This is a genomic window from Mucilaginibacter calamicampi (genome assembly GCF_042676765.1).
Taxonomy (GTDB): domain Bacteria; phylum Bacteroidota; class Bacteroidia; order Sphingobacteriales; family Sphingobacteriaceae; genus Mucilaginibacter; species Mucilaginibacter calamicampi.
Genome location: NZ_JBHTHU010000005.1, coordinates 725,458 through 745,450, shown reverse-complemented (window position 1 = coordinate 745,450; position 19,993 = coordinate 725,458). Strand labels below are relative to the sequence as shown.

General features: G+C 42.7%; 18 protein-coding genes. 6 read left to right on the top strand and 12 right to left on the bottom strand.

Annotation, left to right across the window (positions count from 1 at the left end; translation table 11 throughout):
* Nucleotides 1-110 precede the first annotated feature (110 nt).
* The 6 genes from ACFQZS_RS08980 to ACFQZS_RS08955 all read right to left on the bottom strand — a co-directional run bounded on the left by ACFQZS_RS08980 (nt 111) and on the right by ACFQZS_RS08955 (nt 7,010).
* Nucleotides 111-2,936, bottom strand: a complete 2,826-nt coding sequence (locus tag ACFQZS_RS08980) for an outer membrane beta-barrel protein (RefSeq protein ID WP_377099382.1) — start codon at nt 2,934-2,936, stop codon at nt 111-113.
* A gap of 253 nt (nt 2,937-3,189) precedes the next feature.
* The gene (locus ACFQZS_RS08975) at nt 3,190-3,462 is read right to left on the bottom strand and encodes a hypothetical protein (RefSeq protein ID WP_377099380.1); all 273 of its coding nucleotides are present in this window, start codon (nt 3,460-3,462) and stop codon (nt 3,190-3,192) included.
* 503 nt (nt 3,463-3,965) lie between these two features.
* Nucleotides 3,966-5,210, bottom strand: a complete 1,245-nt coding sequence (locus ACFQZS_RS08970) for an SGNH/GDSL hydrolase family protein (protein WP_377099378.1) — start codon at nt 5,208-5,210, stop codon at nt 3,966-3,968.
* A 162-nt stretch (nt 5,211-5,372) separates the two neighbouring features.
* Nucleotides 5,373-5,552, bottom strand: coding sequence for a hypothetical protein (locus ACFQZS_RS08965; RefSeq protein WP_377099376.1), 180 nt, complete (start codon nt 5,550-5,552; stop codon nt 5,373-5,375).
* A gap of 60 nt (nt 5,553-5,612) precedes the next feature.
* Nucleotides 5,613-6,479: an OmpA family protein gene (locus ACFQZS_RS08960; protein ID WP_377099374.1), complete on the bottom strand. Its 867-nt coding sequence runs from the start codon at nt 6,477-6,479 to the stop codon at nt 5,613-5,615.
* 84 nt (nt 6,480-6,563) lie between these two features.
* Complete coding sequence (locus tag ACFQZS_RS08955; RefSeq protein WP_377099372.1) at nt 6,564-7,010, bottom strand: hypothetical protein; 447 nt, start codon at nt 7,008-7,010, stop codon at nt 6,564-6,566.
* A 57-nt stretch (nt 7,011-7,067) separates the two neighbouring features.
* Here ACFQZS_RS08955 and ACFQZS_RS08950 point away from each other — a divergent pair, with 57 nt between their 5' ends.
* Entirely contained in the window at nt 7,068-7,649 is a 582-nt protein-coding gene (locus ACFQZS_RS08950) for a Crp/Fnr family transcriptional regulator (protein ID WP_377099370.1), read from the top strand.
* A gap of 70 nt (nt 7,650-7,719) precedes the next feature.
* On the top strand, nt 7,720-8,607 hold the full coding sequence (locus tag ACFQZS_RS08945; RefSeq protein WP_377099368.1) for an SDR family oxidoreductase: 888 nt from the start codon (nt 7,720-7,722) through the stop codon (nt 8,605-8,607).
* Between the two features lie 130 nt (nt 8,608-8,737).
* Here the strand turns inward: ACFQZS_RS08945 and ACFQZS_RS08940 are convergent, their stop codons facing one another.
* The 4 genes from ACFQZS_RS08940 to ACFQZS_RS08925 all read right to left on the bottom strand — a co-directional run bounded on the left by ACFQZS_RS08940 (nt 8,738) and on the right by ACFQZS_RS08925 (nt 12,595).
* A complete protein-coding gene (locus tag ACFQZS_RS08940) occupies nt 8,738-9,922 on the bottom strand; it encodes a PQQ-dependent sugar dehydrogenase (protein WP_377099366.1) in 1,185 nt (394 codons plus the stop codon).
* A gap of 260 nt (nt 9,923-10,182) precedes the next feature.
* Nucleotides 10,183-10,365 (bottom strand): hypothetical protein, encoded by a 183-nt coding sequence (locus ACFQZS_RS08935; protein ID WP_377099364.1) that lies wholly within the window; start codon nt 10,363-10,365, stop codon nt 10,183-10,185.
* Between the two features lie 60 nt (nt 10,366-10,425).
* Nucleotides 10,426-11,202: a TIGR03915 family putative DNA repair protein gene (locus ACFQZS_RS08930; RefSeq protein ID WP_377099362.1), complete on the bottom strand. Its 777-nt coding sequence runs from the start codon at nt 11,200-11,202 to the stop codon at nt 10,426-10,428.
* 133 nt (nt 11,203-11,335) lie between these two features.
* Nucleotides 11,336-12,595, bottom strand: a complete 1,260-nt coding sequence (locus ACFQZS_RS08925; protein WP_377099361.1) for a putative DNA modification/repair radical SAM protein — start codon at nt 12,593-12,595, stop codon at nt 11,336-11,338.
* A gap of 125 nt (nt 12,596-12,720) precedes the next feature.
* Between ACFQZS_RS08925 and ACFQZS_RS08920 the strand changes: the two genes are divergently transcribed.
* Nucleotides 12,721-13,383: a hypothetical protein gene (locus tag ACFQZS_RS08920; protein ID WP_377099359.1), complete on the top strand. Its 663-nt coding sequence runs from the start codon at nt 12,721-12,723 to the stop codon at nt 13,381-13,383.
* Nucleotides 13,384-13,470: 87 nt separating this feature from the next.
* Here the strand turns inward: ACFQZS_RS08920 and ACFQZS_RS08915 are convergent, their stop codons facing one another.
* Nucleotides 13,471-14,025 carry a thioredoxin family protein gene (locus ACFQZS_RS08915; protein WP_377099357.1) on the bottom strand — a complete coding sequence of 185 codons (555 nt, stop codon included), beginning with the start codon at nt 14,023-14,025 and terminating at the stop codon, nt 13,471-13,473.
* Nucleotides 14,026-14,446: 421 nt separating this feature from the next.
* The gene (locus ACFQZS_RS08910; protein WP_377099355.1) at nt 14,447-15,712 is read right to left on the bottom strand and encodes an L-lactate MFS transporter; all 1,266 of its coding nucleotides are present in this window, start codon (nt 15,710-15,712) and stop codon (nt 14,447-14,449) included.
* Between the two features lie 563 nt (nt 15,713-16,275).
* Between ACFQZS_RS08910 and mutS the strand changes: the two genes are divergently transcribed.
* From mutS to ACFQZS_RS08895, 3 genes are all read left to right on the top strand, one after another.
* Nucleotides 16,276-18,885, top strand: coding sequence for a DNA mismatch repair protein MutS (mutS, locus tag ACFQZS_RS08905; RefSeq protein ID WP_377099354.1), 2,610 nt, complete (start codon nt 16,276-16,278; stop codon nt 18,883-18,885).
* A 96-nt stretch (nt 18,886-18,981) separates the two neighbouring features.
* Nucleotides 18,982-19,557 carry a C40 family peptidase gene (locus tag ACFQZS_RS08900; RefSeq protein WP_377099352.1) on the top strand — a complete coding sequence of 192 codons (576 nt, stop codon included), beginning with the start codon at nt 18,982-18,984 and terminating at the stop codon, nt 19,555-19,557.
* Complete coding sequence (locus ACFQZS_RS08895) at nt 19,554-19,985, top strand: DinB family protein (protein WP_377099350.1); 432 nt, start codon at nt 19,554-19,556, stop codon at nt 19,983-19,985. The genes ACFQZS_RS08900 and ACFQZS_RS08895 overlap by 4 nt, the downstream gene beginning before the upstream one ends.
* The last annotated feature ends 8 nt before the right edge of the window (nt 19,986-19,993 follow it).

The window sequence follows — 19,993 nt, the reverse complement described above, 5'->3', positions numbered from 1 at the left end:
TTATTGGCATTATTAGACGGAAGTTTTAGAAAATAGCAAACCCGCCCATAAGCTGCCACAAAAGATATATGGCAGCTTATAGGTGGGTAATCGCTATAGTAAGATTTTATCTAATAAATAAAGCTTCCGTCACCGCGACGCTCCAGCACGCGTCCGCCGCGCTGTGGCCTTCCGCTCCATTTTTGCAGATTTAACCGCAACCCAAACAGGAAGTACCTGCTTAAAGCATTTGACAACGTATTGGTTACACCTTGCGATGATACAGTTTGCTGAACGAAGTTATTTTGATGCAGCAAATCAAAAATATTAAAGGTTAACACCAGATTCCTACGCGCAAAAAACTCCTTCTCAAAACCGGCATTGATAATAAGTGGTTTGGTATTATTATTAGCTAAACCGGTTACAAAACTTTTGGATACACGATAGTTAACCTGGAAAGTTTTAAAGAAATACATTTTGCTGGTTACCACAAACGAGTTGGTTTGCAGTGAAGTAGCAGTAGCCTTAGCAGCGGTTGAAAATGTACGCTGAAGCCGGTATTCATAATAGGGGTTAAATTCAATCCATTCCGCGGGGTTTATTTGTGGGCCAAAGCGCTGGCTTATATTCCAGGTGGTAGTGTTGTAGCGTATCCCTTCGCTCATACCGTAGCCAAAATTATAATCAATACTTCCGTTTACAGCAAGAACATAGGCGCGGTTATCAAAGCTTTTAGAAAAATTATACCTGCTGCTGTATTGCTTTGCGCCACTGATGTTTACATAATGCACCTCGCTTATTGACCGGTTTTTGCCGTTACCAATAGGTACGGGTTTAATAAACGTGTTAGTGCTTACCTGGTTATCAATAAGGCTTCCGTTCAGCGTAATTGAAAAATTAAGCTTTGCATTAGCCAGGTAGTTGTTGTAACTGGTATTAATTGAATGGGTAAATGTTGGTTTCAGGTCAGGGTTGCCAATAATAACGTTATTAGGGTTGGAACGATCTATAAATGGCTGAATTTGGGAAAAATTAGGCTCACTGTTACGGCCGGTGTAGGTTATCTGCAACTTTTCTGTACGCGAAAAATTATAGTTGTACCGCAGCACCGGTATAATGCGGGTATAGGTTCGCGTAGTAGGTTCGAAAAGGCCGGTAGAATTGTTGATTTTTGATCCGTTAAGAGCAAAAGGCACCACCGCCGCGCCCAACGACAGATTGTATTTTTCGGCATTGTATCGATAATTAAGCGACAGTCGCGTCTCGTGTATTGAATAGTTGTAAATATTATCCATACTAGGATTGCGAACTACAGTTCCATCAGCCTTAACGGTATCTGTTAAGGCTGTGTTATCGTAAACGGCGTAACGCGTTTCGCCCGCAAATTGTAATAAGGCGTTTTTACTTAATGGCTCTACATAAGTTAATGTTGCGCGGTAAGTAGTGTTATCACTTTTACGATCTGTGAGCACATGCGATAGCGAGTCTGCTAACAATGTGTTTTGTGTGGTATCGGCGTAGTTTTTAGTATGTGTATTAGCATCAGTGCTCCCATCTGTTTGTGATCGGTTAACACTTAGCTGAACAGATACATTACGTTTGGGCTTTTTAAAAGTATGCAGATACAGCGCCGTTAAGCCAAAAGATGAATTGTTATTTATACTTGAAGTAACTGATTTTACCAGCTTATGCTCGAAACCCGTAGTGGTGTAGTTATTTACATTGTCTGATAAAGAGTTAGAAACTGAGTTGGAACTTGTAGTATTAAAGGTTGGGTTTATTTGCATATAGTTGGCGCTGTCAAGGTCATAATCTATTTCAAATGCTGCACGGTGCCCGTTGCTTAGCGACCCGCTGCTTTGATCGTTAATAAACGTACCCGGGCTAACTGCAATTGCGCTAAAGCGCTGCCCAAAGCTTTTGTTGATAACGTTATTGTTACTGTAAGTGTAAGCGTAACTGCCAACTACCTGTGTTTTCTTGTTCCATTGGTCGCGGTAGTTTAGTGTTGGCGATGCAGTTTTGGTCGTACCTCCGCTACCTCCGCCACCACCGCCGCCGGTATCGCCGGTTGAGGCTACGCCGTTAACCGTATTACGAAAGTTGGCAATAACGCCTAACTGCCTGTTACCATTTAAGCGTTGTAAAAATAGCTGGCCGTTATACCTGTCATTACTTCCGTATTGTGTGGTTAAACGTCCGGTAGTACCTACAGACCTGTCGGCCCGGGTAGTTACGTTTAATATCTTCTGCGGGTCGCCGTCTTTTACACCTGTACGTGCGGCCTGGTCGCCATAGTCGTCAACTATTTGTACTTTCTCAATAATATCTGCCGGTAAATTTTGTATGGCCTGCGCCACATTCCCACCCGAATATTCTTTTCCGTTAAGTTTTGCCCGGGTTATGTTTTGGCCCTGATGTGTTAAGGATCCATCGGTACCCACCTCCATGCCTTCCATTTTTTTTAATAGTTCATCAAGCGTGGCGTTTGGCCTCACCTTATAATCAGCCGCGCGATATTCAACCGTATCAACTTTGTATACAATACTTGGTGAACCATCAATTTTAACTTCATCAAGCAAATTTTCCTGGTTTTTCATTAAAACAGGATCAAGTACAATCCGTTGGGCAACATCGTTGTTTAAGTATCTTTTTATATACGGCAGATTGCCCAGCGCTTTTACTTCTAATAAAAAAGTGGCCTGTTTTACTTCCTTAAATATAAATATACCATCCTCATTGGTAGCCGCCACCAGGCTATCAGTTGTTGATTTTAATGTAACTACAGCTCCTACAATTATTTCACCTTTTGCGTCTTTAACTACCCCGCTCACTTGCCTGCTGGTTAATGGTGGCGGTAACGGTTCCTGCCGCCGCGCACGCGCGGCGGGTGCCTGCGCAAATGACCGGCACGAAAAAATGAGCAAAAGGAATGCTAAGTTAATTAAGGTTTTCAAGGTAGTTAAGATGAGTTGTGAGTACGATAGATTGATAAGGTTTGCTTACACAGAAACAAGTAAAAATAGTCAGTAATTTAAACTGACGTTACCCCGTTCGGCGGTGGCATATCACGCTTTTCATATAAATATTCAGGTTAATAAATATGGTATTAGTTATATATGAAATTACGCTAAAAAGCATCCAATATTATAATGTAATATAATTGTTGCTTTAACACTTATTATTTAGATACAGCCATCTACGGGCTACTTAATTCAGATGGATCTCGTGGTATTTTGGTTCCTTTTTATGTGCGTCGCGGGGCTGCATAGGTCGCTGTGATTCAGGCGTATCAACGCTAAATAGAATGCGGAAAACCCTGCTCTTATGGCATATGTAAAACTGAAAACATGATATCAAAATAGCGTAGGCAACATAAATATCATCGTTTTTTATAACGGCGATAGCTACCAGGCTAATGTTAAAAATAAAAAGAAGCGCTAAATATAGACCACCCAAGGGTCTGATCTGATTTTTTTTCATAACAAGTAAAGATTAGACAGTGAAAAAACTATGTTTTTTAACCGGCCCCTAACCACTATTGTGGCAGGGGCTTACCTGACAAAGTCTTTACTTGCAGTTTGGGCAAAAAAGCCAAAATGAGAATGAATAGCCACAGATAAGCTACACCCGGCGAGCGGTTGCCGCATTTGGTTGCGCTTGTATAACAGATGCTTGTTTGGACTAAGAAAATGGATCATTATTTAACCTATCAATACAGTGAAAAAACTGAGTTTTTAACCGGCCCCTAACCACAATGTGGTGGGGCTTAATTGATGAAGTCCTTACTGCTTTTTAGAAAAGCATATTGCAGATGATAATTGATGAAGCGAAAACCAACAAACACAGCAAATGCATAAATACAATTAATTGTATGCGCCGCTATCTTTTCCTTATATGTTGATATTCCTGCTAACATAATACTACTACAACGCCTGCAACAGATAAATATTGCAGGCGTTCTATTTTTAAAATCAAATTAACTGTTATTTAAACAGTTTTAGATCTATTGATTTTCCCATCATTACATACCCCTGTTCATTAGGGTGCAAATGGTCGTTAGCACCAGATTGCGCTGCATCTAACAATGCTTCAGGATTGGCAGGGTCTCTCACTGTTTTATCAAAATCAATAAGGGCATCAAATTTACCGCTCTTACGTATCCACTCGTTCACCTTTTGGCGGGCGCCTTCGGCATGCACGCTATAATAACCATTGCCTTTAAACGGCGTAATGGTAGCGCCATATACCTTTATTCCTTTGGCGTGGGCATCAGTTATCATTTTTTCGTATGCGGTTATTAGGTCGGCAGCTATTTTATAGGCTACTGTACTATCACGTTTATTTCCCAGGTCGTTTACGCCTTCATATATTATCACCCATTTTATACCAGCCTGGTTAAGCACATCATGCTCAAAACGGCTAAGCGCGTAAGGGCCCAAGCCTCCTCTAAGCACAGCGTTACCACCAATACCCATGTTAAGCACACCAACGTTTTGAGTGGCTTTATTCCCCAACAGTTCCATCGCCAGAATATCGGGCCAGCGGTTTTGCTTATTAGTGCCAGATCCGCGACCATCAGTAATAGAATCGCCGAAAGTAGCTACAGCACCCGCGTTTTTTGAAGTATTTTCTACATCTATGCCGGTAATGTTATACCAATGATCTGTTTTAACAGCGGCAGCATAATCCGTATTAGCCACTGTTTGATTACCTGTAAGTATATATGATGTTGTACGCGAACCAGGATGGCCGGTAACTGTCTGTGATGTCTCGCCGTAAGCAATGGTAATTGCAACTTCCGTTCTTGGTTGTAGTTTAAATGCAATAGCATCTGAGGTGATCTCCACTCCGGGTGCCAGTGTTACTTCTTCCTTGCCATCAAACTTTAAGGTTTTAGTGGTGGCCTCGTCAATAGCGCTTCCGCCTTTTGATATCGCTATCTGTACAGTTTTTAAGGTAGTTGGCGTTTTGCTGAACTCGTTAGAGAATTTAAGCCTTATTTTACTGCCACCTATAGACACAGCTACAACTTGCCGTATGGTATTGTTAGTTAAGCCCGGAGCAGGTGGCATGTTGTTAGGTTCAACCAGTTGGCGGGCAGTGCCCCATGTACCTACCCAACCTTTTTGAGCAGACTGTGCAAGTGCTCCCTGGGTATAAACTACCGCAAATAATATTACCGCGCATTGTTTTAACGCACCTAGAAAAGTGTTATTTCTATTAAACATAGGTTAATTGGTTTAAAGCTTAAAATTAGCACAGTTATGCCAACTGCAGCTTAATTGAAGTGGTATTTTTACGAAAACGTAATAGTTTACGCGCTATAAATGATAAACAAAAAATGCCCTTCCGGATTATCGGAAGGGCATTTTACTGTATCAATACATCTACTAATCTTTTCTTTTTTGTGGCTGATGAGCGCTATCCTTAGTTGATGTTGTAAAGGATGGCTGCCCGCCGGAATTACTTATACCGCGTTGTTTTTGGTCTTCGCGATGGTCTGTAAAAGCCCTGTCGGCTGTAGTTTTACCTTGATGTTTCTCGTTATTCTTAAAATCCTGCGCTTTCATAGGTTTTTATTTTTAGTACGATATAACAGATGCAACAACTGTACCGAAAATAGCGATCAATTAATTATTGGTGGCAGTTGCCGGTGGCTTACCTATCAGATCCATAAACTGATCCAGCTTAGGTGTAATTATGATCTGTGTACGCCTGTTACGGCTTTTACCTGCATCGGTCGTATTTTCGGCAACAGGGTTATATTCGCCCCTGCCACCCGCTGTTAAACGTTTAGGATCAACCCCGTAGGTGTTTTGCAGCGATTGCACAACAGAAGATGCGCGCAGCGCGCTCAGATCCCAGTTATTGCGGATGTTGGTTTGCTTAATCGGCACGTTATCCGTGTTACCTTCAATCAATACATCATAAGTTGAGTAATCTTTTATGATCTTAGAAATTTTATCTAAAGTGCTACCTGCTTTGTCTGATATTTCATAGCTACCTGATTTGTATAACATATTGTCAGACAACGAGATATACACTACACCTTTAAGTACCTGTACATCTACTCCCTGCATTTCTTCCCTGCTTAATGAGCGGGTTAGGTTATTGGTTAGCACGGTATTAAGCGAATCGCTTTTACCTTTTGCTGCTATAAGTTGCTTAATGTATTTGTTAGATGCGTTGATCTCGTCAACCAGTTTTGAAATATTGGCACCTCCCTGTGTGTTACCCGCTAAACACTTGTTTAAAGCGTCCTGTAATCCCGCCAGGTTTGATTTTTCTGAAGCTATCTGCTCCTCTAAACTTTTTACCCTTGATCTGGAGCCTTCCAGTTCGCGTTGGGTAAGATCATAACTTTGCTTAAGTTCACTTTGCTTTTTTTGCAGATCAGAATAGCTGGTCTGCAGCGCTGCGTATTCTTTTTTACTCACACATCCCTGTGTTATTACAGCCGCGGTAAATAGTACCCCTAATAATATTTTACTTTTCATAAGCTTGTTGTTAGTTAATACTTAGTCATATTATTTATGACACTGTTTAATAACAAAAACGTTGCCGAAAAGTTTAGAAACTAACTATTTATGCAAAGGCCACACCAAAAAAAACTCCTCGCCCGGCTTTAATTTTTCCCATTCTGCATAGATATTTTCAACTGATTCTATACAATTTTTTAGCCAATGAATATCGGTATGCACATCAAGGTGCGAAGTGTAGGTATCAAATTGGTCTATAGTAATAAAGCCCATATAAACTGATTGTACGGGCCCCACAATTTTTTCAATAGCGCGTAATCCGGGCGTTAGTTCGTTTTGCTTACCTGCCAATTGGGTAAACGAATAGCCTTGAGCAAGCATTCCCCAAAAACCATCGGTATATTCTAAGTTTTGTTCAACCACAAAGTGAGTTATGTCGTGTATGAGGTAGGTTTTAACATCAAGACCGGATATAACAGCGTCTTGATGTTCGCCCTTCAATTTATACTCGCAACGGTGATGCGAAACCTTTTTTATGTAGATCTTCACTTATAACACAATATTATTGAGCGCAATTTTAGTAAATGAATATTTAACTTTGGGTGGATGATGGATATTTTTAAAGCCTATTTGCTAAACAACAGCTCGGTGACGGCGAGCGATATAGAACTTGTATGTCAAAGGGCCGTTGCCAGAAAACTGCGCCGGAATGAAATTTTGCTTGAAGCGGGTAATACCTGCCGGCATAAGGTTTTCGTATTATCAGGTTTACTAAGAACTTACGGTTTAACACCCGACGGAAATGAACATATTCTGCAATTTGCACCCGAAAATAACTGGACGCTTGATGCAGAAAGCTATAACAGGGGTATTCCGTCAAAATATAACATCAGCGCTGTTGAGCCCAGCGAAATTCTAATGTGGGTAAAGCCCGATTTTGATCATTTGCTGCTTACTATACCAGGACTTAAAAAATTTTCTGATCTTCTAATCTCAGACAATATGCACGGTGCCAGGAACCGTTTACACACGTTGTTAAGCGCCGGTCCCGAAGAAAAGTATGAGGACTTTTTAAAAAACAGCGCTCACCTTTCCAACAGGCTCTCGCTTAAAATGATAGCTGCTTATCTGGGTATTTCTTTAAAAACACTTAACCGCGTAAGGCAGGCGCAATTGCAGCGCTATTGATAAAATAGCGTCAAATGACCTCTTTTTCCATTTTGGCATTTTTCAATTTTGTGATATAAAATTTGAAATTATGCAAGTATTTGTAACAGGAGCCTCTGGATTTGTAGGCTCGGCAGTGGTTAAGGAATTATTGAATAACGGCCATAAGGTACTGGGGCTGGTACGCTCTGAAAACGGCGCACAGGATGTTGCAGCCATGGGTGCCGAAGTTTTGCTGGGCGATGTTAATGACGAAATCGCCATAACCAAGGCCGCGCAGCGTTGCGACGCTATTATTCACACCGCTTTCAATCACGATTTTACGCAGTATAAAGCAAGCTGCGAGGCCGATCGTCGCGTAATAAGCATTTTTACCGCCGCTTTAGCCGGAACCCAAAAGCCACTGGTGGTAACATCCGGCGTAGGCTTAATAAGCGATGGCAGGGAGGTGACCGAGTTGGACGCTTTACCAGCCGGCGCTGATAAAATACCGAGGGCCGCGTCTGAAGAAGCAGCGAATGAGGCGATGACCAGGGGAATAAACGCATACATTGTTCGCTTATCGCCCAGCGTTCACGGTAAAGGAGACCATGGCTTTGTGCCGATGGTGATAGATATGGCACGCGCTAAAGATGAGTCCGTTTATGTAGGCGATGGCAGCAACCTGTGGCCCGGCGTTCATCGTAATGATGCTGCGGCGCTTTACCGCCTGGTAATTGAAAAGCAACCCGGTTTAAGGGTACTTAATGCCGTGGCTGAGCGTGGTGTGCCGTTCCGCGGAATAGCAGAGGTAATTGGCAAAAAATTAAACATCCCTGTAAAAAGTAAAACCGGGGAACAGGTTGCCGAACATTTTGGCTGGTTGGCTCATTTTGCCGCGGTTAGCTGCCCTTCGGTGAGCGAACATACGCGCAACGCATTAGGCTGGCAACCAACTAACATTGGCCTGATTGACGATATCAATGCTAATTATTTTTAACATAAAATCTCTTCGTGGGTATACCCGTGACGTAATAAAAAGATGTCATTGCCAGGCACGAAGCAATCTCGAGCTTTGCATACGGCTTTTCTCCGTACGATTGCTTCGTACCTTGCAATGACAAAATTTGCTAAGGAGCTACAACAAACTTATAGATCTTACCTTCGCTGTAATTCAAAATATACAGGTTATTATTACTGTCTTCACCAAAGGATGATAATGTACCACCGCTGACTTTACCTATCAGATCATTCTGACCGGCGGTTTTGTTGGCATTAGACAAGGCCCATATACTACCCGATACGTAGTCGCCATAAATATACCTGCCGTTTAAACCCGGCAGGTTTTTATCACGCGATACGTAGCCACCAGTAATACTTGAGCCTATACTATGACTATAAGAATATATAGGTAACGTAAGCCCCGTTTTATCACAGCCGGATACATAACAATCGCCACCTTCCATTGGGTTCCAACCGTAGTTGCCGCCCTTTTCAATAATATCTATCTCCTCCGTTTTGTCCTGGCCAACGTCTGCCGCCCAAAGCATCCCGGTTGTACGGTCAAAGCTAAAGCGCCATGGGTTACGCATGCCATAAGCATATATCTCTTCGCGTAAGCCGGTTGTATTGCCTTTAAAAGGGTTATCCGCCGGAATTTTATAAGCACCTGCCGCGCTTACATCTATCCGTAAAATTTTGCCAAGCAGGGTTTTATTGTTCTGTCCGTTTTTGTTCGGGTCACCCCCGCTGCCGCCATCACCGGTGGCTATGTATAAAAAGCCGTCATTACCAAAGGCCAATTTACCGCCATTATGATTTTCAAACGGCTGTGCAAAGGTTATCAGGATCTCCTCGCTTGCCGGGTCAGCCTGGTTGGGATTGCCCGCGCTTACTTTATAGCGTGCTATAACCGTCTCCAACGACGGATTGCGTCTTGTATAATTTACATAGAAATACCCGTTGGTTTTATAATCCGGACTAAAAGCCAACCCTAACAAACCCAACTCCCCCCCACTGGCCACCTTGCTAATAATATCTAAAAAAACATTTTTCGCACTTGTGGTAGCGTCATTAGCAAATACATTAATAGTGCCTTTTACTGATGCTACAAAAATACGGTTGGTACCATCATTGGGTGCAGTAAGTTCTATGGGATTGGTAATGGCGGCCATGTTAGGAAAAGCCTGCACAATGCTATATTTTCCCAATGCAGGTGGGTTGGCATTCTCATCATCGGGTTGGGGTGTGTTGTTTGATTTACAGCTGATCAGAATGCAGAGAGCTGCCAATAACAGTATGGCGGTATTTTTCATTGCTTTAACAATTAGATAGATACTGTTATTTACAACATCCGGCAACGGGCATTGTTTCAAAGTATTAACGGCTATTAAAATTGGGAATAATCCTCACAGTTATCCCGACTTGGATCTTAAAAACAGAATAAGGCTAAGAATAATAAGCGAAAAAACGGTACCAACAGGCAGATACCAAAATGTGAGCATACATAGGATAATGCCAAAAGTGAATGCCCAGCTAACATTAGCCAGATATAGTAATACAAAACTCAACCAGGCTATGCCGAACACAATAAATAGCGGACCAGCTTAAATACATCTACTTTAAAAAACTGAAAAACATTGGCCCAGGGGCCGGGTTTGGCTGGCCCTATATATTTGCCATTAACAAGTACATAAATTCCATCGGCCAGCATGTACCCACCATTTAGCAAACTCAAAATGATGATCGCTATTTTCACACTTAAATTTACGATGAGGAATACAATAAAAAAAATATTTTAAACAAGCATGTTCTTCTTTTAAAGCAGCCGGCTTTCGGGATGTTTTTCTGTTAGATATTTCCAGTAACGTTTGGGCATATGCTGCACATGCAGGCGTAAATTTTTCCGGGCCTTAATATTTACCGAGCCAAAATAACGCCGCCACATATCCTGAAAGAACTCCTCGCGTTCATCATATAATTCGGTAATATTTTGAGCTGATGCTGATGTGTTAAACGTTAACTCAACATGGCTTGAGGTTTCCAGATCATAGTAAACGCCATACCTTCGCCTGGCATCATAGATCAACCAACGCTGATCTGCATAGCGCTTTTTAAAATGATCAGCTATTAGCGGCAGCACAGCACAGTCGGGCTCAACAATAGCGTAGAACAGTTGATCCTTTGTTAGTTTAAAGCGGATAAACGCCTTCATCCGGTGACTTTCGCGATGTACAAATTTAGCCGCCTGCCTAACTTCCCAAATGGCATTATTACTCAGGTCCCCCTCTACATTATGCGCCGATGCAAAAACATATTGTACGTAGCGCCACATCTTCTCATCAAACTTATCCACCTCAGAAAAAAAGGTTTTGTATAGCTGATTTAAGCCGTCAGCAGATAGTTTTTGCTTCAAACCATTAAGCACCCGTTCTGCCTTACCCTGGTTGGTAACTACATGATGCGTTACACCAAAAAGCGACGCGGCCGGCTCCCCTTCCCTTGCGAAAGTTATATCCTGCAATTTATGCTCATAGATCTCAAATACTGCGGTAAGCCAGCCTTTATAGGTGCCGTCGTAAATTATGGTGGTCATAATAACTTCACTCTAAATGTATTGTCATTCTGAGCGACAGCGAAGAATCTTATACGTTTTGCAAACCAAGCGCTTGGTAGAGCCTCTTTTATAAGATTCTTCGCTATCGCTCAGAATGACAGATTTTTTTCTTTTAAAACATTGCCATCTGCGGCGAAAAGTTGTTAACGTACTTGCTGTTTTGTATCGCTAAGATCTGCTGCCGTATCTGTATTGGCGTATAATCTTTATGCATAGCAAACGGACTACTCGCCGCCAAAAAATATTTTGCCCTGTTATAAGCCACACCCATTTTTTGCAGATCTTCGGGTTGCAGCGTTCTAAACTTCCTGGCCGAAACTATTTTTTGCGCGCTTAAAACACCTATGCCGGGTATACGCTTTATCATTTCAAGTTCGGCAGTATTTATGTCTACCGGGAACGCGTGCAAATTGCGCAATGCCCATCCCAATTTAGGGTCAATTTCCAGATCGAGATTAGGCAGATCAAAACCCACCAGTTCATTAACATTAAAGCCGTAATTTCTCACCAGCCAATCGGCCTGGTACAACCGGTTCTCGCGGATCATCGGCACAGGCGTACCAATGGCAGGCAAACGGTTATCCATACTTATCGGCACATAACCCGAATAATACACCCGCCGTAAATTCATCTTTTTATAAAAGTAATTGGCCATCCCCAAAATCTCCATATCGCTTTCGCCGGTAGCGCCAATAACCATTTGCGTACTTTGCCCCGCGGGTGCAAATGCGGGGGTACTTTTAATTAGCTTTTTTTCCTCTTTATAGCCCACAATTGCCTTTTTAAGATATTGCATGGGTTGTATTACGTCTTTGTGGCTTTTATCAGGCGCTAACAGTTTGAGGCCGCTTTCAGTAGGCATTTCTACGTTAACACTCAGGCGGTCGGCGTAAGTGCCTGCTTCTTTCAATAACTCGGCGCTGGCACCGGGTATGGCTTTTAAATGGATATAGCCATTAAAGTTTTCTTCCAGTCGTAGTTTTTTGGCAATACGCACCAGGCGCTCCATGGTAACATCGGCACTGTCAAATATCCCCGAGCTTAAAAACAGGCCCTCAATGTAATTTCTGCGGTAAAAGTTTATGGTGAGGTCAACCACCTCTTCTACCGTAAAAGCAGCGCGTTTAACATCGTTGCTCTTGCGGCTAACACAATAAGCGCAATCAAATATGCAGTGGTTGGTTAACAGAATTTTAAGTAAGGATACGCACCGCCCATCTTCGGTATACGCATGGCAAATGCCGTTGCTGGCGTTGCCTAAACCTTTGTCTTTATTTTGCCGCTTACTCCCGCTTGATGCGCATGATACGTCGTACTTTGCCGCATCCGCCAATATTTCCAGCTTTTCAAATGCTCTTTCGCTTACCTTCATACCATAATACTAACAAAAGCTAAATTACTAATTTTTTTAGTAATTAATATTTTTAATTAGAGGTTATAGGAGTAGAATTCATTTTTCGTTTATATTTATAGTCAAAACCCTTTTTATCACAACGTATGTCGCTTGTTTTAACTGTACTATTTATCTGCATTTATCTGGTAGCTTTTTTTTACCGGAACAAAAATGTAGCCTGGAAATTAACGCCTAAAATATCAGGCCCCTTAAAAAAGGTGCATTTTACCGCCTTGTTTTTCTGTATAATAGTTGCCCTGCTTTACGGGGTATTTTCATTGGGGCTTAGGGGCCAGTGGACAACAAGAATTGTTATTATACTTACCTTACTAACCGGCATATTCTTTCGTTTAATATCAAACGAGGCATCAAAAAGTAAAATTGAAAAATGGTATTTTAAAATATTTTCGCTTGTCCCTATGTTTATGGCAGGAACGTTATTAATACCTTTTTTAGGTGTAGTGATGGTATTATCCCTGATTGGAAAACTTGTTATGCCCGTTAATAATATCTATTATGAAGATGAGAAATTAAGGGTTCAATCAACCTACCAAGGGATGTTGATACCAGCTAAGATTGACATATTTGCGAAGCATTTTATTTTTGAAAAACATTTAAAAACCAGCGATTATAACGAAATGGATGTGGGTCACATCAAAGTTTTTTTTGATGCCGATTCAACGAGAGTTGTGGCTTATGGCTTATACCGTGACGAAGAAGAAAGAAAAGACCAAACAGAAACTTTATCTTTTCCGCCAATAAAATAAATTAACACCTGTGCCTAATAAAACCGTTGAAACAACAGCCAGCGTTGAAGATTTTATCAATTATGGCTGATCGTTTTACCGCTGCTACTATTCCTGATTTTTAGCAAAACGCTCGCTTATCATAGCTATCTCGCTATCTTTTAACGGAGTAGTTTGTTTAAGTACTTTAGCAAAATAAGCCACCTCCGCGGGCGATGCCGGACAGCCAACATTGTTGCCATAAGTATCTAAACCGGCACCTTCAGGGCGGGCCTGACTATCTGCCAGTTCTTTGCCGCTGGCATCGGTAATAAACCAAAACGGCAAACCGGCCTTATCGCCTTTATGTTTGTTCATAAAATCTAACGAACCGGGGTTTTCCAGGTTTTCTTTACCCTTGCTCTCCTTTACTGTAAGCGCGGCTACTACATAATTGTCATCAAAAAACTTTTTCAGCTTGGGGTCGTTCATTGATGCTTCCATTTTTTTGCACCAGCCGCACCACGAAGCGTGGAAGATCACCATTACTTTTTTATTCTCCTTTTTGGCCTGCGCGTAGGCTTTATTCATTACTTCTTCTGTTGATAGAACGGCGGTTTGAGCGAAAGTTATTGTAACAAAGGCCAGCAGTAATGCGATTGAAAGGAACAGGTGCTTTTTCATGGTTTGGTTTTTTAAGCAAGTTATAGAAATTTGGTTGGAAAGGAAGAAATAATTGTGGTACTCAGGGTAGCGAACCTAACGTGTGCTTCATTCCCACCCGTCTTTGCGAGGAACGATAGCAAAAGACTTTTGCCTCAATTTAATCACCGCGGTTTTTATTACCGCGTGTAGAGATTGTTTTGTTCCTCGCAAAGATGCCGGACGATAGCAAATGACATTTGCCCAAGTTTGATCACCGCGGTTTTTATTAGCGCGTGTAGAGATTGCTTCGTTCCTCGCAAAGACGCCGGATGATAGCAAAAGACATTTGCCCAAGTTTGATCACTTCGGTTTTTATTAGCGCGTGTAGAGATTGTTTCGTTCCTCGCAAAGACGCCGGACCATTGCTGGCGCGCGCTACCCTCCCCGGAACGAAAATTATTTAAACTACCACCCCAGAAGAAGCACCAAATTTTTGACCGCGACGGATTTTCCTAATATTTACGTTCATCAACAGCGACACCAATAGGGCGATAATAAATAAACCGGAAAATACCTGCAAGGTTATTGTTAAAGATCCGGTTGCCTTTTTCACCACATCATAAATTGTTGGGCCCGCCACACCTGCCAATGCCCAAGCGGTTAATACCAGGCCGTGTATGGCACCCAATTGCCTGGTGCCGAACAGATCGCCCAAAAAAGCAGGTAACGCGGCAAATCCGCCGCCATACATGGTAATGATAGTGAAGATGATAATGAGGAACAATAGCTCGCTCCGTATTCCCGGCAGCAAGTAAAAGGCAAGGGCCTGAAACGCAAAAAACAGAACGTAGATGTTTGATCGCCCTAAATAATCAGACAAACCCGACCATATTATTCTACCCAAGCCGTTAAACACACCTATTAAACCAACTACAGCGGCGGCCTGCATTGGCGTGTAGTGCAACTGCTCCTGCATTAGCGGACTTGCAGCCGCTATTACGGCAATGCCACAGGTGATGTTAATAAACATCATTATCCAGATGTAATAAAAACGTGCTGTTTTTAAAGAATCATTGGCACCCATATAGGCCAGGTCTGTTTTTATGCTTTTTCCTTCCCCGGGTTTGTACCCTTCGGGCAAATAGCCTTCGGGCGGTTTCTCAATGTACCTGGCAGACGATAAGATCAGAACCAGGTAAACCACACCCAAAATATAAAAAGCGCTTATAACGCTTACCGCATCAAACAGCGCCTGCATCAGCGGCCCAAATATCAACGCCGAAAATCCAAACCCCATAATGGCCATACCCGTTGCCAGGCCCCTCCTGTCCGGAAACCATTTTACCAGCGTGCTTACCGGCGTTATGTAGCCTATGCCTAAACCAATGCCACCAATAACGCCGTAGCAAAAAAGAAACAAAGGCATATAACCTGTTTGAATAGCCACACCAGCACCTAAAATGCCCGCACCGTAAAATATACCGGCAACGGTACCGCTTACCCTTGGCCCAACCCGTTCTACCCATTTACCCATAAAAGCGGCCGATAAGCCCAAAAACAAAATGGCTATTTTAAACGACCATTTAATTGTAGCTTCATCAACACCAAAAATATCTTTAACGGGATTGGTCATTACAGAATAGGCATAAACAGAACCAATAGCAATATGGATACCTACCGCCGAAGCCGCGATTAACCAACGGTTTTTTAACTTTTTAGAAGACATTGTGATGAATTTGGTTTTTTGAAGATAAGGTAAATAATTATTTATAAGCAATTGAATATAAATAATGTACGCTGCACATCATCGCGAGGATATGAAGCAATCTCTGCACAACAGGCAAATGCTTATTATCTCTGTTTGGGGAACATCCCCCTGCCCTGTCCGTAAATTAAAACCTCGCATGACTACCATGCCAGTAGTCTCTTTACTACCATAAAGTTGGTTGAGCATGCAGGCGATTGAATAATTAAGGTGTTGCAAGGGGACACAAAAAAACGCGATAATTTTCCATTTTTCAATCATCTGAAAAACAATAACTTAACTACAATTCACAGCTAAATTTACTGACGAATAAGTGTGTTGCAAAGTGTTGCATGTTTAAACTTATAATACTCGTAAATAACTAATAGTCAACTGAATGCAAAAAACACTGTTGCAAGTGTTGCAAACTGTTGCATATTCTTTGCAACACGTCGCTTTCCACAAATCGTCAAATTTTCAACAATGCAGCTAAAGCAGCGGCAATGCATTAACTTTACCCGTTCAGTTAAAAAGGAGTAAAACGCTTGGCCAAAGACGCAACTAAAGAAACGCCCTTAATGCAGCAGTACAATGCCATTAAGACCAAGTACCCCGGCGCGTTGCTGCTTTTTCGTGTAGGCGATTTTTACGAAACCTTTGGCGAGGATGCCATTAAGGCATCAGGCATATTGGGCATTACCCTTACCCGCAGGGCCAACGGCGCGGCAACGCATATAGAGCTGGCGGGCTTTCCGCACCATTCACTGGATACTTACCTGCCCAAACTGGTGCGTGCGGGTCAGCGCGTAGCTATTTGCGATCAGCTGGAAGACCCAAAAACCACCAAAACCATAGTAAAGCGTGGCGTTACCGAACTGGTTACGCCCGGCGTTTCAACCAATGATAATATCCTTCAACAAAAAAGCAATAACTACCTGGCTTCCTTATATTTTGAGAAGAACAGCATCGGCGCGGCTTTTATTGATATATCAACAGGCGAGTTTTTAACCGCGCAAGGCAATAGCGATTACATTGATAAGCTTTTGCAGGGTTTTAACCCCAGCGAGATAATCTATCAAAAATCCCGTCAAACGGAGTTTAAAGAAAACTACGGCGACCGCTACTACACCTACACGCTTGATGAATGGCCCTACAGCGGTGATTATGCTTACGAGACGCTGTTGAAGCACTTCGGTGTAAAATCTTTAAAAGGCTTTGGCATTGATAAGCTTAATTTAGGTATTGTGTCTGCCGGTGTGGCGTTGCATTATTTAAATGAAACAGAGCACAGAAACCTTCAGCATATCTCGTCCATCAGCCGTATTGAAGAGGACCGTTACCTGTGGCTGGATCGTTTTAGCGTGCGTAACCTGGAACTGATAAGTTCGGCCAATGAGAACGCGCATACGCTGGTTGAAGTGTTGGATCATACCTGCTCGCCCATGGGTGCCCGCCTGCTGCGCCGCTGGATTGTAATGCCGCTTAAAGAGCTAAAACCAATTAACGACCGTCTGGGCGTTGTAGAATACCTGATAGGCAGGGAAGAACTACGCGAGACCCTGCAGCAGCACATCCGCCAAATAGGCGATCTGGAAAGGCTGATATCTAAGATCGGCTTGCAAAAGGCCAACCCGCGCGAGGTTTGCCAGCTTAAAAAAGCGTTAACGGCTATTGCTGATATCAAAAAAATCTGCGAAACATCTGATAGCTTACCGCTAAAGGCTATTGGCGAGCAACTGAACCCCTGTGGTATAATTTGCGAAAAAATAGCGAAGGAACTTCATCCCGAGCCGCCGGTAATGCTGATAAAAGGATCGGTGATGAATGATGGTATTGATGAGGAATTGGACCGCCTGCGTAAAATAGCTTTCGGGGGTAAAGGTTATTTGCTGGAGATACAGAAACGTGAAGCAGAAGGCACAGGGATACCATCACTTAAAGTGTCCTTCAATAATGTATTTGGTTATTACCTGGAAGTAACCCACTCCCACCGCGATAAGGTACCCACCGACTGGATCCGCAAGCAAACGCTTGTAAACGCGGAGCGCTATATAACCCCGGAACTAAAGGAATACGAAGAGCAGATATTAGGTGCCGAGGAAAAGATACTGGCGTTAGAGACCCGGTTATATAACGAATTGTTGTACGCCGTAGCAGAGTTTATAAAACCCGTACAGCTAAACGCGCAGCTGATAGCCCACCTGGATGTGCTGCTCAACTTTGCCGATATCGCTATAAAAAACTACTACGTTAAGCCCGAGCTGAACGACAGCCGGGTAATTGATATTAAAGGCGGCCGCCACCCGGTTATTGAAAAAACGCTGCCTGTTGGCGAGGATTATATTACTAATGATGTTTTTCTTGATTCAGAAAGCCAGCAGATCATTATCATTACCGGGCCTAACATGGCGGGTAAATCAGCCTTACTGCGCCAAACCGGGCTGATCGTACTGATGGCGCAAATGGGTTGCTTTGTACCGGCTAAATCTGCGTCCCTGGGCATTATTGACAAGATATTTACCCGCGTGGGCGCATCAGACAATCTATCTTCGGGCGAATCAACCTTTATGGTGGAGATGAACGAAACAGCCAGTATCCTGAACAATATATCAGACAGAAGTTTGATATTACTGGATGAGATAGGTCGCGGCACCTCCACTTACGATGGGATCTCTATTGCATGGTCAATAGCTGAGTATCTGCATAATCACCCTACAGCCAAAGCAAAAACACTCTTTGCTACCCACTACCACGAATTGAATGAGCTGAGTAACAGCTTTAGCCGTATCAAAAATTACAATGTCACGGTTAAGGAGATCGGTCACCAGATCATTTTCCTGCGTAAACTGGTACCGGGTGGAAGCGAGCACAGTTTTGGTATCCATGTGGCTAAACTTGCAGGCATGCCGCCAAAAGTATTAAGTCGCGCAAACGAAATCTTGAAAAAGCTGGAACACGAACGCACAGGCGGCGAGCACATTAAAGAGAGTATCCGCAAAGTACAAAAGCAAGCCGTGCAAATGCAGATGTTTAGTATTGATGACCCGGTGCTGGTGAAGATTCGCGACACGCTTAACAATCTTGATGTAAACACCCTCACCCCTGTTGAGGCTTTGATGAAGCTGGATGAGATACATAGGCTGATAAAGTCTTGATTTCGAATATAGAATTTTCGATTTCGGATTTGTTTGATGTTGATATGTTGAGAAGATTTGGGATGGTATTCTTTGCATGACGTGTATTTTTGAATCATGACCCTGCATCGCTACCTTAAACATGCGCTGATCGTATTTATTGGTGTTATTGTTTTGTCCTCCTGCCATACCCGTAAAGCGGCTATGAAAGGGCACCCGGGCGAAATGGTAAAACCTCAGGCTAGCATTGCCGAAAAATACTCGGAAATTATGGGTGTTAAAGAGCGCGATATTCAAAATGGTCGTCTGTATGCATTTATAGAGCAATGGACCGGCACTCCTTACAAATTTGGCCGACAGGATAAAGGCGGCATAGACTGTTCCGGACTGACCCAATTACTGCAACAGGAAGTATATGGCGTGAAAGTGCCGCGGATGACATCGCAGCAAATAAACGTTATAAAAAGGAAGTACGAAGACGAGCTAAAAGAGGGTGATCTTGTTTTTTTTGATTTTGATGGCAAGCAGTTCAGTCATGTAGGTGTATACCTGCAAAATGGTTGGTTTGTTCATGCCAGCACCCGTAAAGGGGTTATGGTAGCGCGGCTGCGCGATAACGGTATCTATAAGTATTTTTCTCGTGGCGGCACTATTATCAACCAAACTATTGCCGCTCAGCCTGATGATCCATGATAAATATAACGGCCGATCTATTAAATACAATTGAGCGGTTTGTTTGTAACCATGCTCCCGATATCGACTGGAAAAAGCAAGCTACCGGCGAATCGTGGTTGGGAATTGAAATATTAGGACACTTAACAGATAGCGCCCTGGTAAATCTGCAAAGGTTTGTAAGGTGTACCTACGAAAGTGATTTTGTGCTCACCTATGCGCAGGACGAATGGGTAGCAGCCCAACGTTGTGAAGAAGCTGATGTAACAGAGCTGCTTACCTTATGGCAGTTAATCAATAAGCAGATAATTGTTGTGTTGGACAATTACCCTGCTGATCGTTGGGACGCCAGGTGCAATGATCATACTGTTGAATTTTTGGCCATTGATTATATTGACCACATGCGGCATCATCTGGATCAGATAATTGAGCTGAAATACACCGATTAGCTTTATAA

Excerpts from the sequence above, each read along its gene's own strand:
- ACFQZS_RS08975 (WP_377099380.1), bottom strand. The coding sequence starts at position 3,462 with ATGAAAAAAAATCAGATCAGACCCTTGGGTGGTCTATATTTAGCGCTT.
- ACFQZS_RS08970 (WP_377099378.1), bottom strand. The coding sequence starts at position 5,210 with ATGTTTAATAGAAATAACACTTTTCTAGGTGCGTTAAAACAATGCGCG.
- ACFQZS_RS08965 (WP_377099376.1), bottom strand. The coding sequence starts at position 5,552 with ATGAAAGCGCAGGATTTTAAGAATAACGAGAAACATCAAGGTAAAACT.
- ACFQZS_RS08960 (WP_377099374.1), bottom strand. The coding sequence starts at position 6,479 with ATGAAAAGTAAAATATTATTAGGGGTACTATTTACCGCGGCTGTAATA.
- ACFQZS_RS08950 (WP_377099370.1), top strand. The coding sequence starts at position 7,068 with ATGATGGATATTTTTAAAGCCTATTTGCTAAACAACAGCTCGGTGACG.
- ACFQZS_RS08945 (WP_377099368.1), top strand. The coding sequence starts at position 7,720 with ATGCAAGTATTTGTAACAGGAGCCTCTGGATTTGTAGGCTCGGCAGTG.
- ACFQZS_RS08940 (WP_377099366.1), bottom strand. The coding sequence starts at position 9,922 with ATGAAAAATACCGCCATACTGTTATTGGCAGCTCTCTGCATTCTGATC.
- ACFQZS_RS08930 (WP_377099362.1), bottom strand. The coding sequence starts at position 11,202 with ATGACCACCATAATTTACGACGGCACCTATAAAGGCTGGCTTACCGCA.
- ACFQZS_RS08925 (WP_377099361.1), bottom strand. The coding sequence starts at position 12,595 with ATGAAGGTAAGCGAAAGAGCATTTGAAAAGCTGGAAATATTGGCGGAT.
- ACFQZS_RS08920 (WP_377099359.1), top strand. The coding sequence starts at position 12,721 with ATGTCGCTTGTTTTAACTGTACTATTTATCTGCATTTATCTGGTAGCT.
- ACFQZS_RS08915 (WP_377099357.1), bottom strand. The coding sequence starts at position 14,025 with ATGAAAAAGCACCTGTTCCTTTCAATCGCATTACTGCTGGCCTTTGTT.
- ACFQZS_RS08910 (WP_377099355.1), bottom strand. The coding sequence starts at position 15,712 with ATGTCTTCTAAAAAGTTAAAAAACCGTTGGTTAATCGCGGCTTCGGCG.
- ACFQZS_RS08900 (WP_377099352.1), top strand. The coding sequence starts at position 18,982 with ATGACCCTGCATCGCTACCTTAAACATGCGCTGATCGTATTTATTGGT.
- ACFQZS_RS08895 (WP_377099350.1), top strand. The coding sequence starts at position 19,554 with ATGATAAATATAACGGCCGATCTATTAAATACAATTGAGCGGTTTGTT.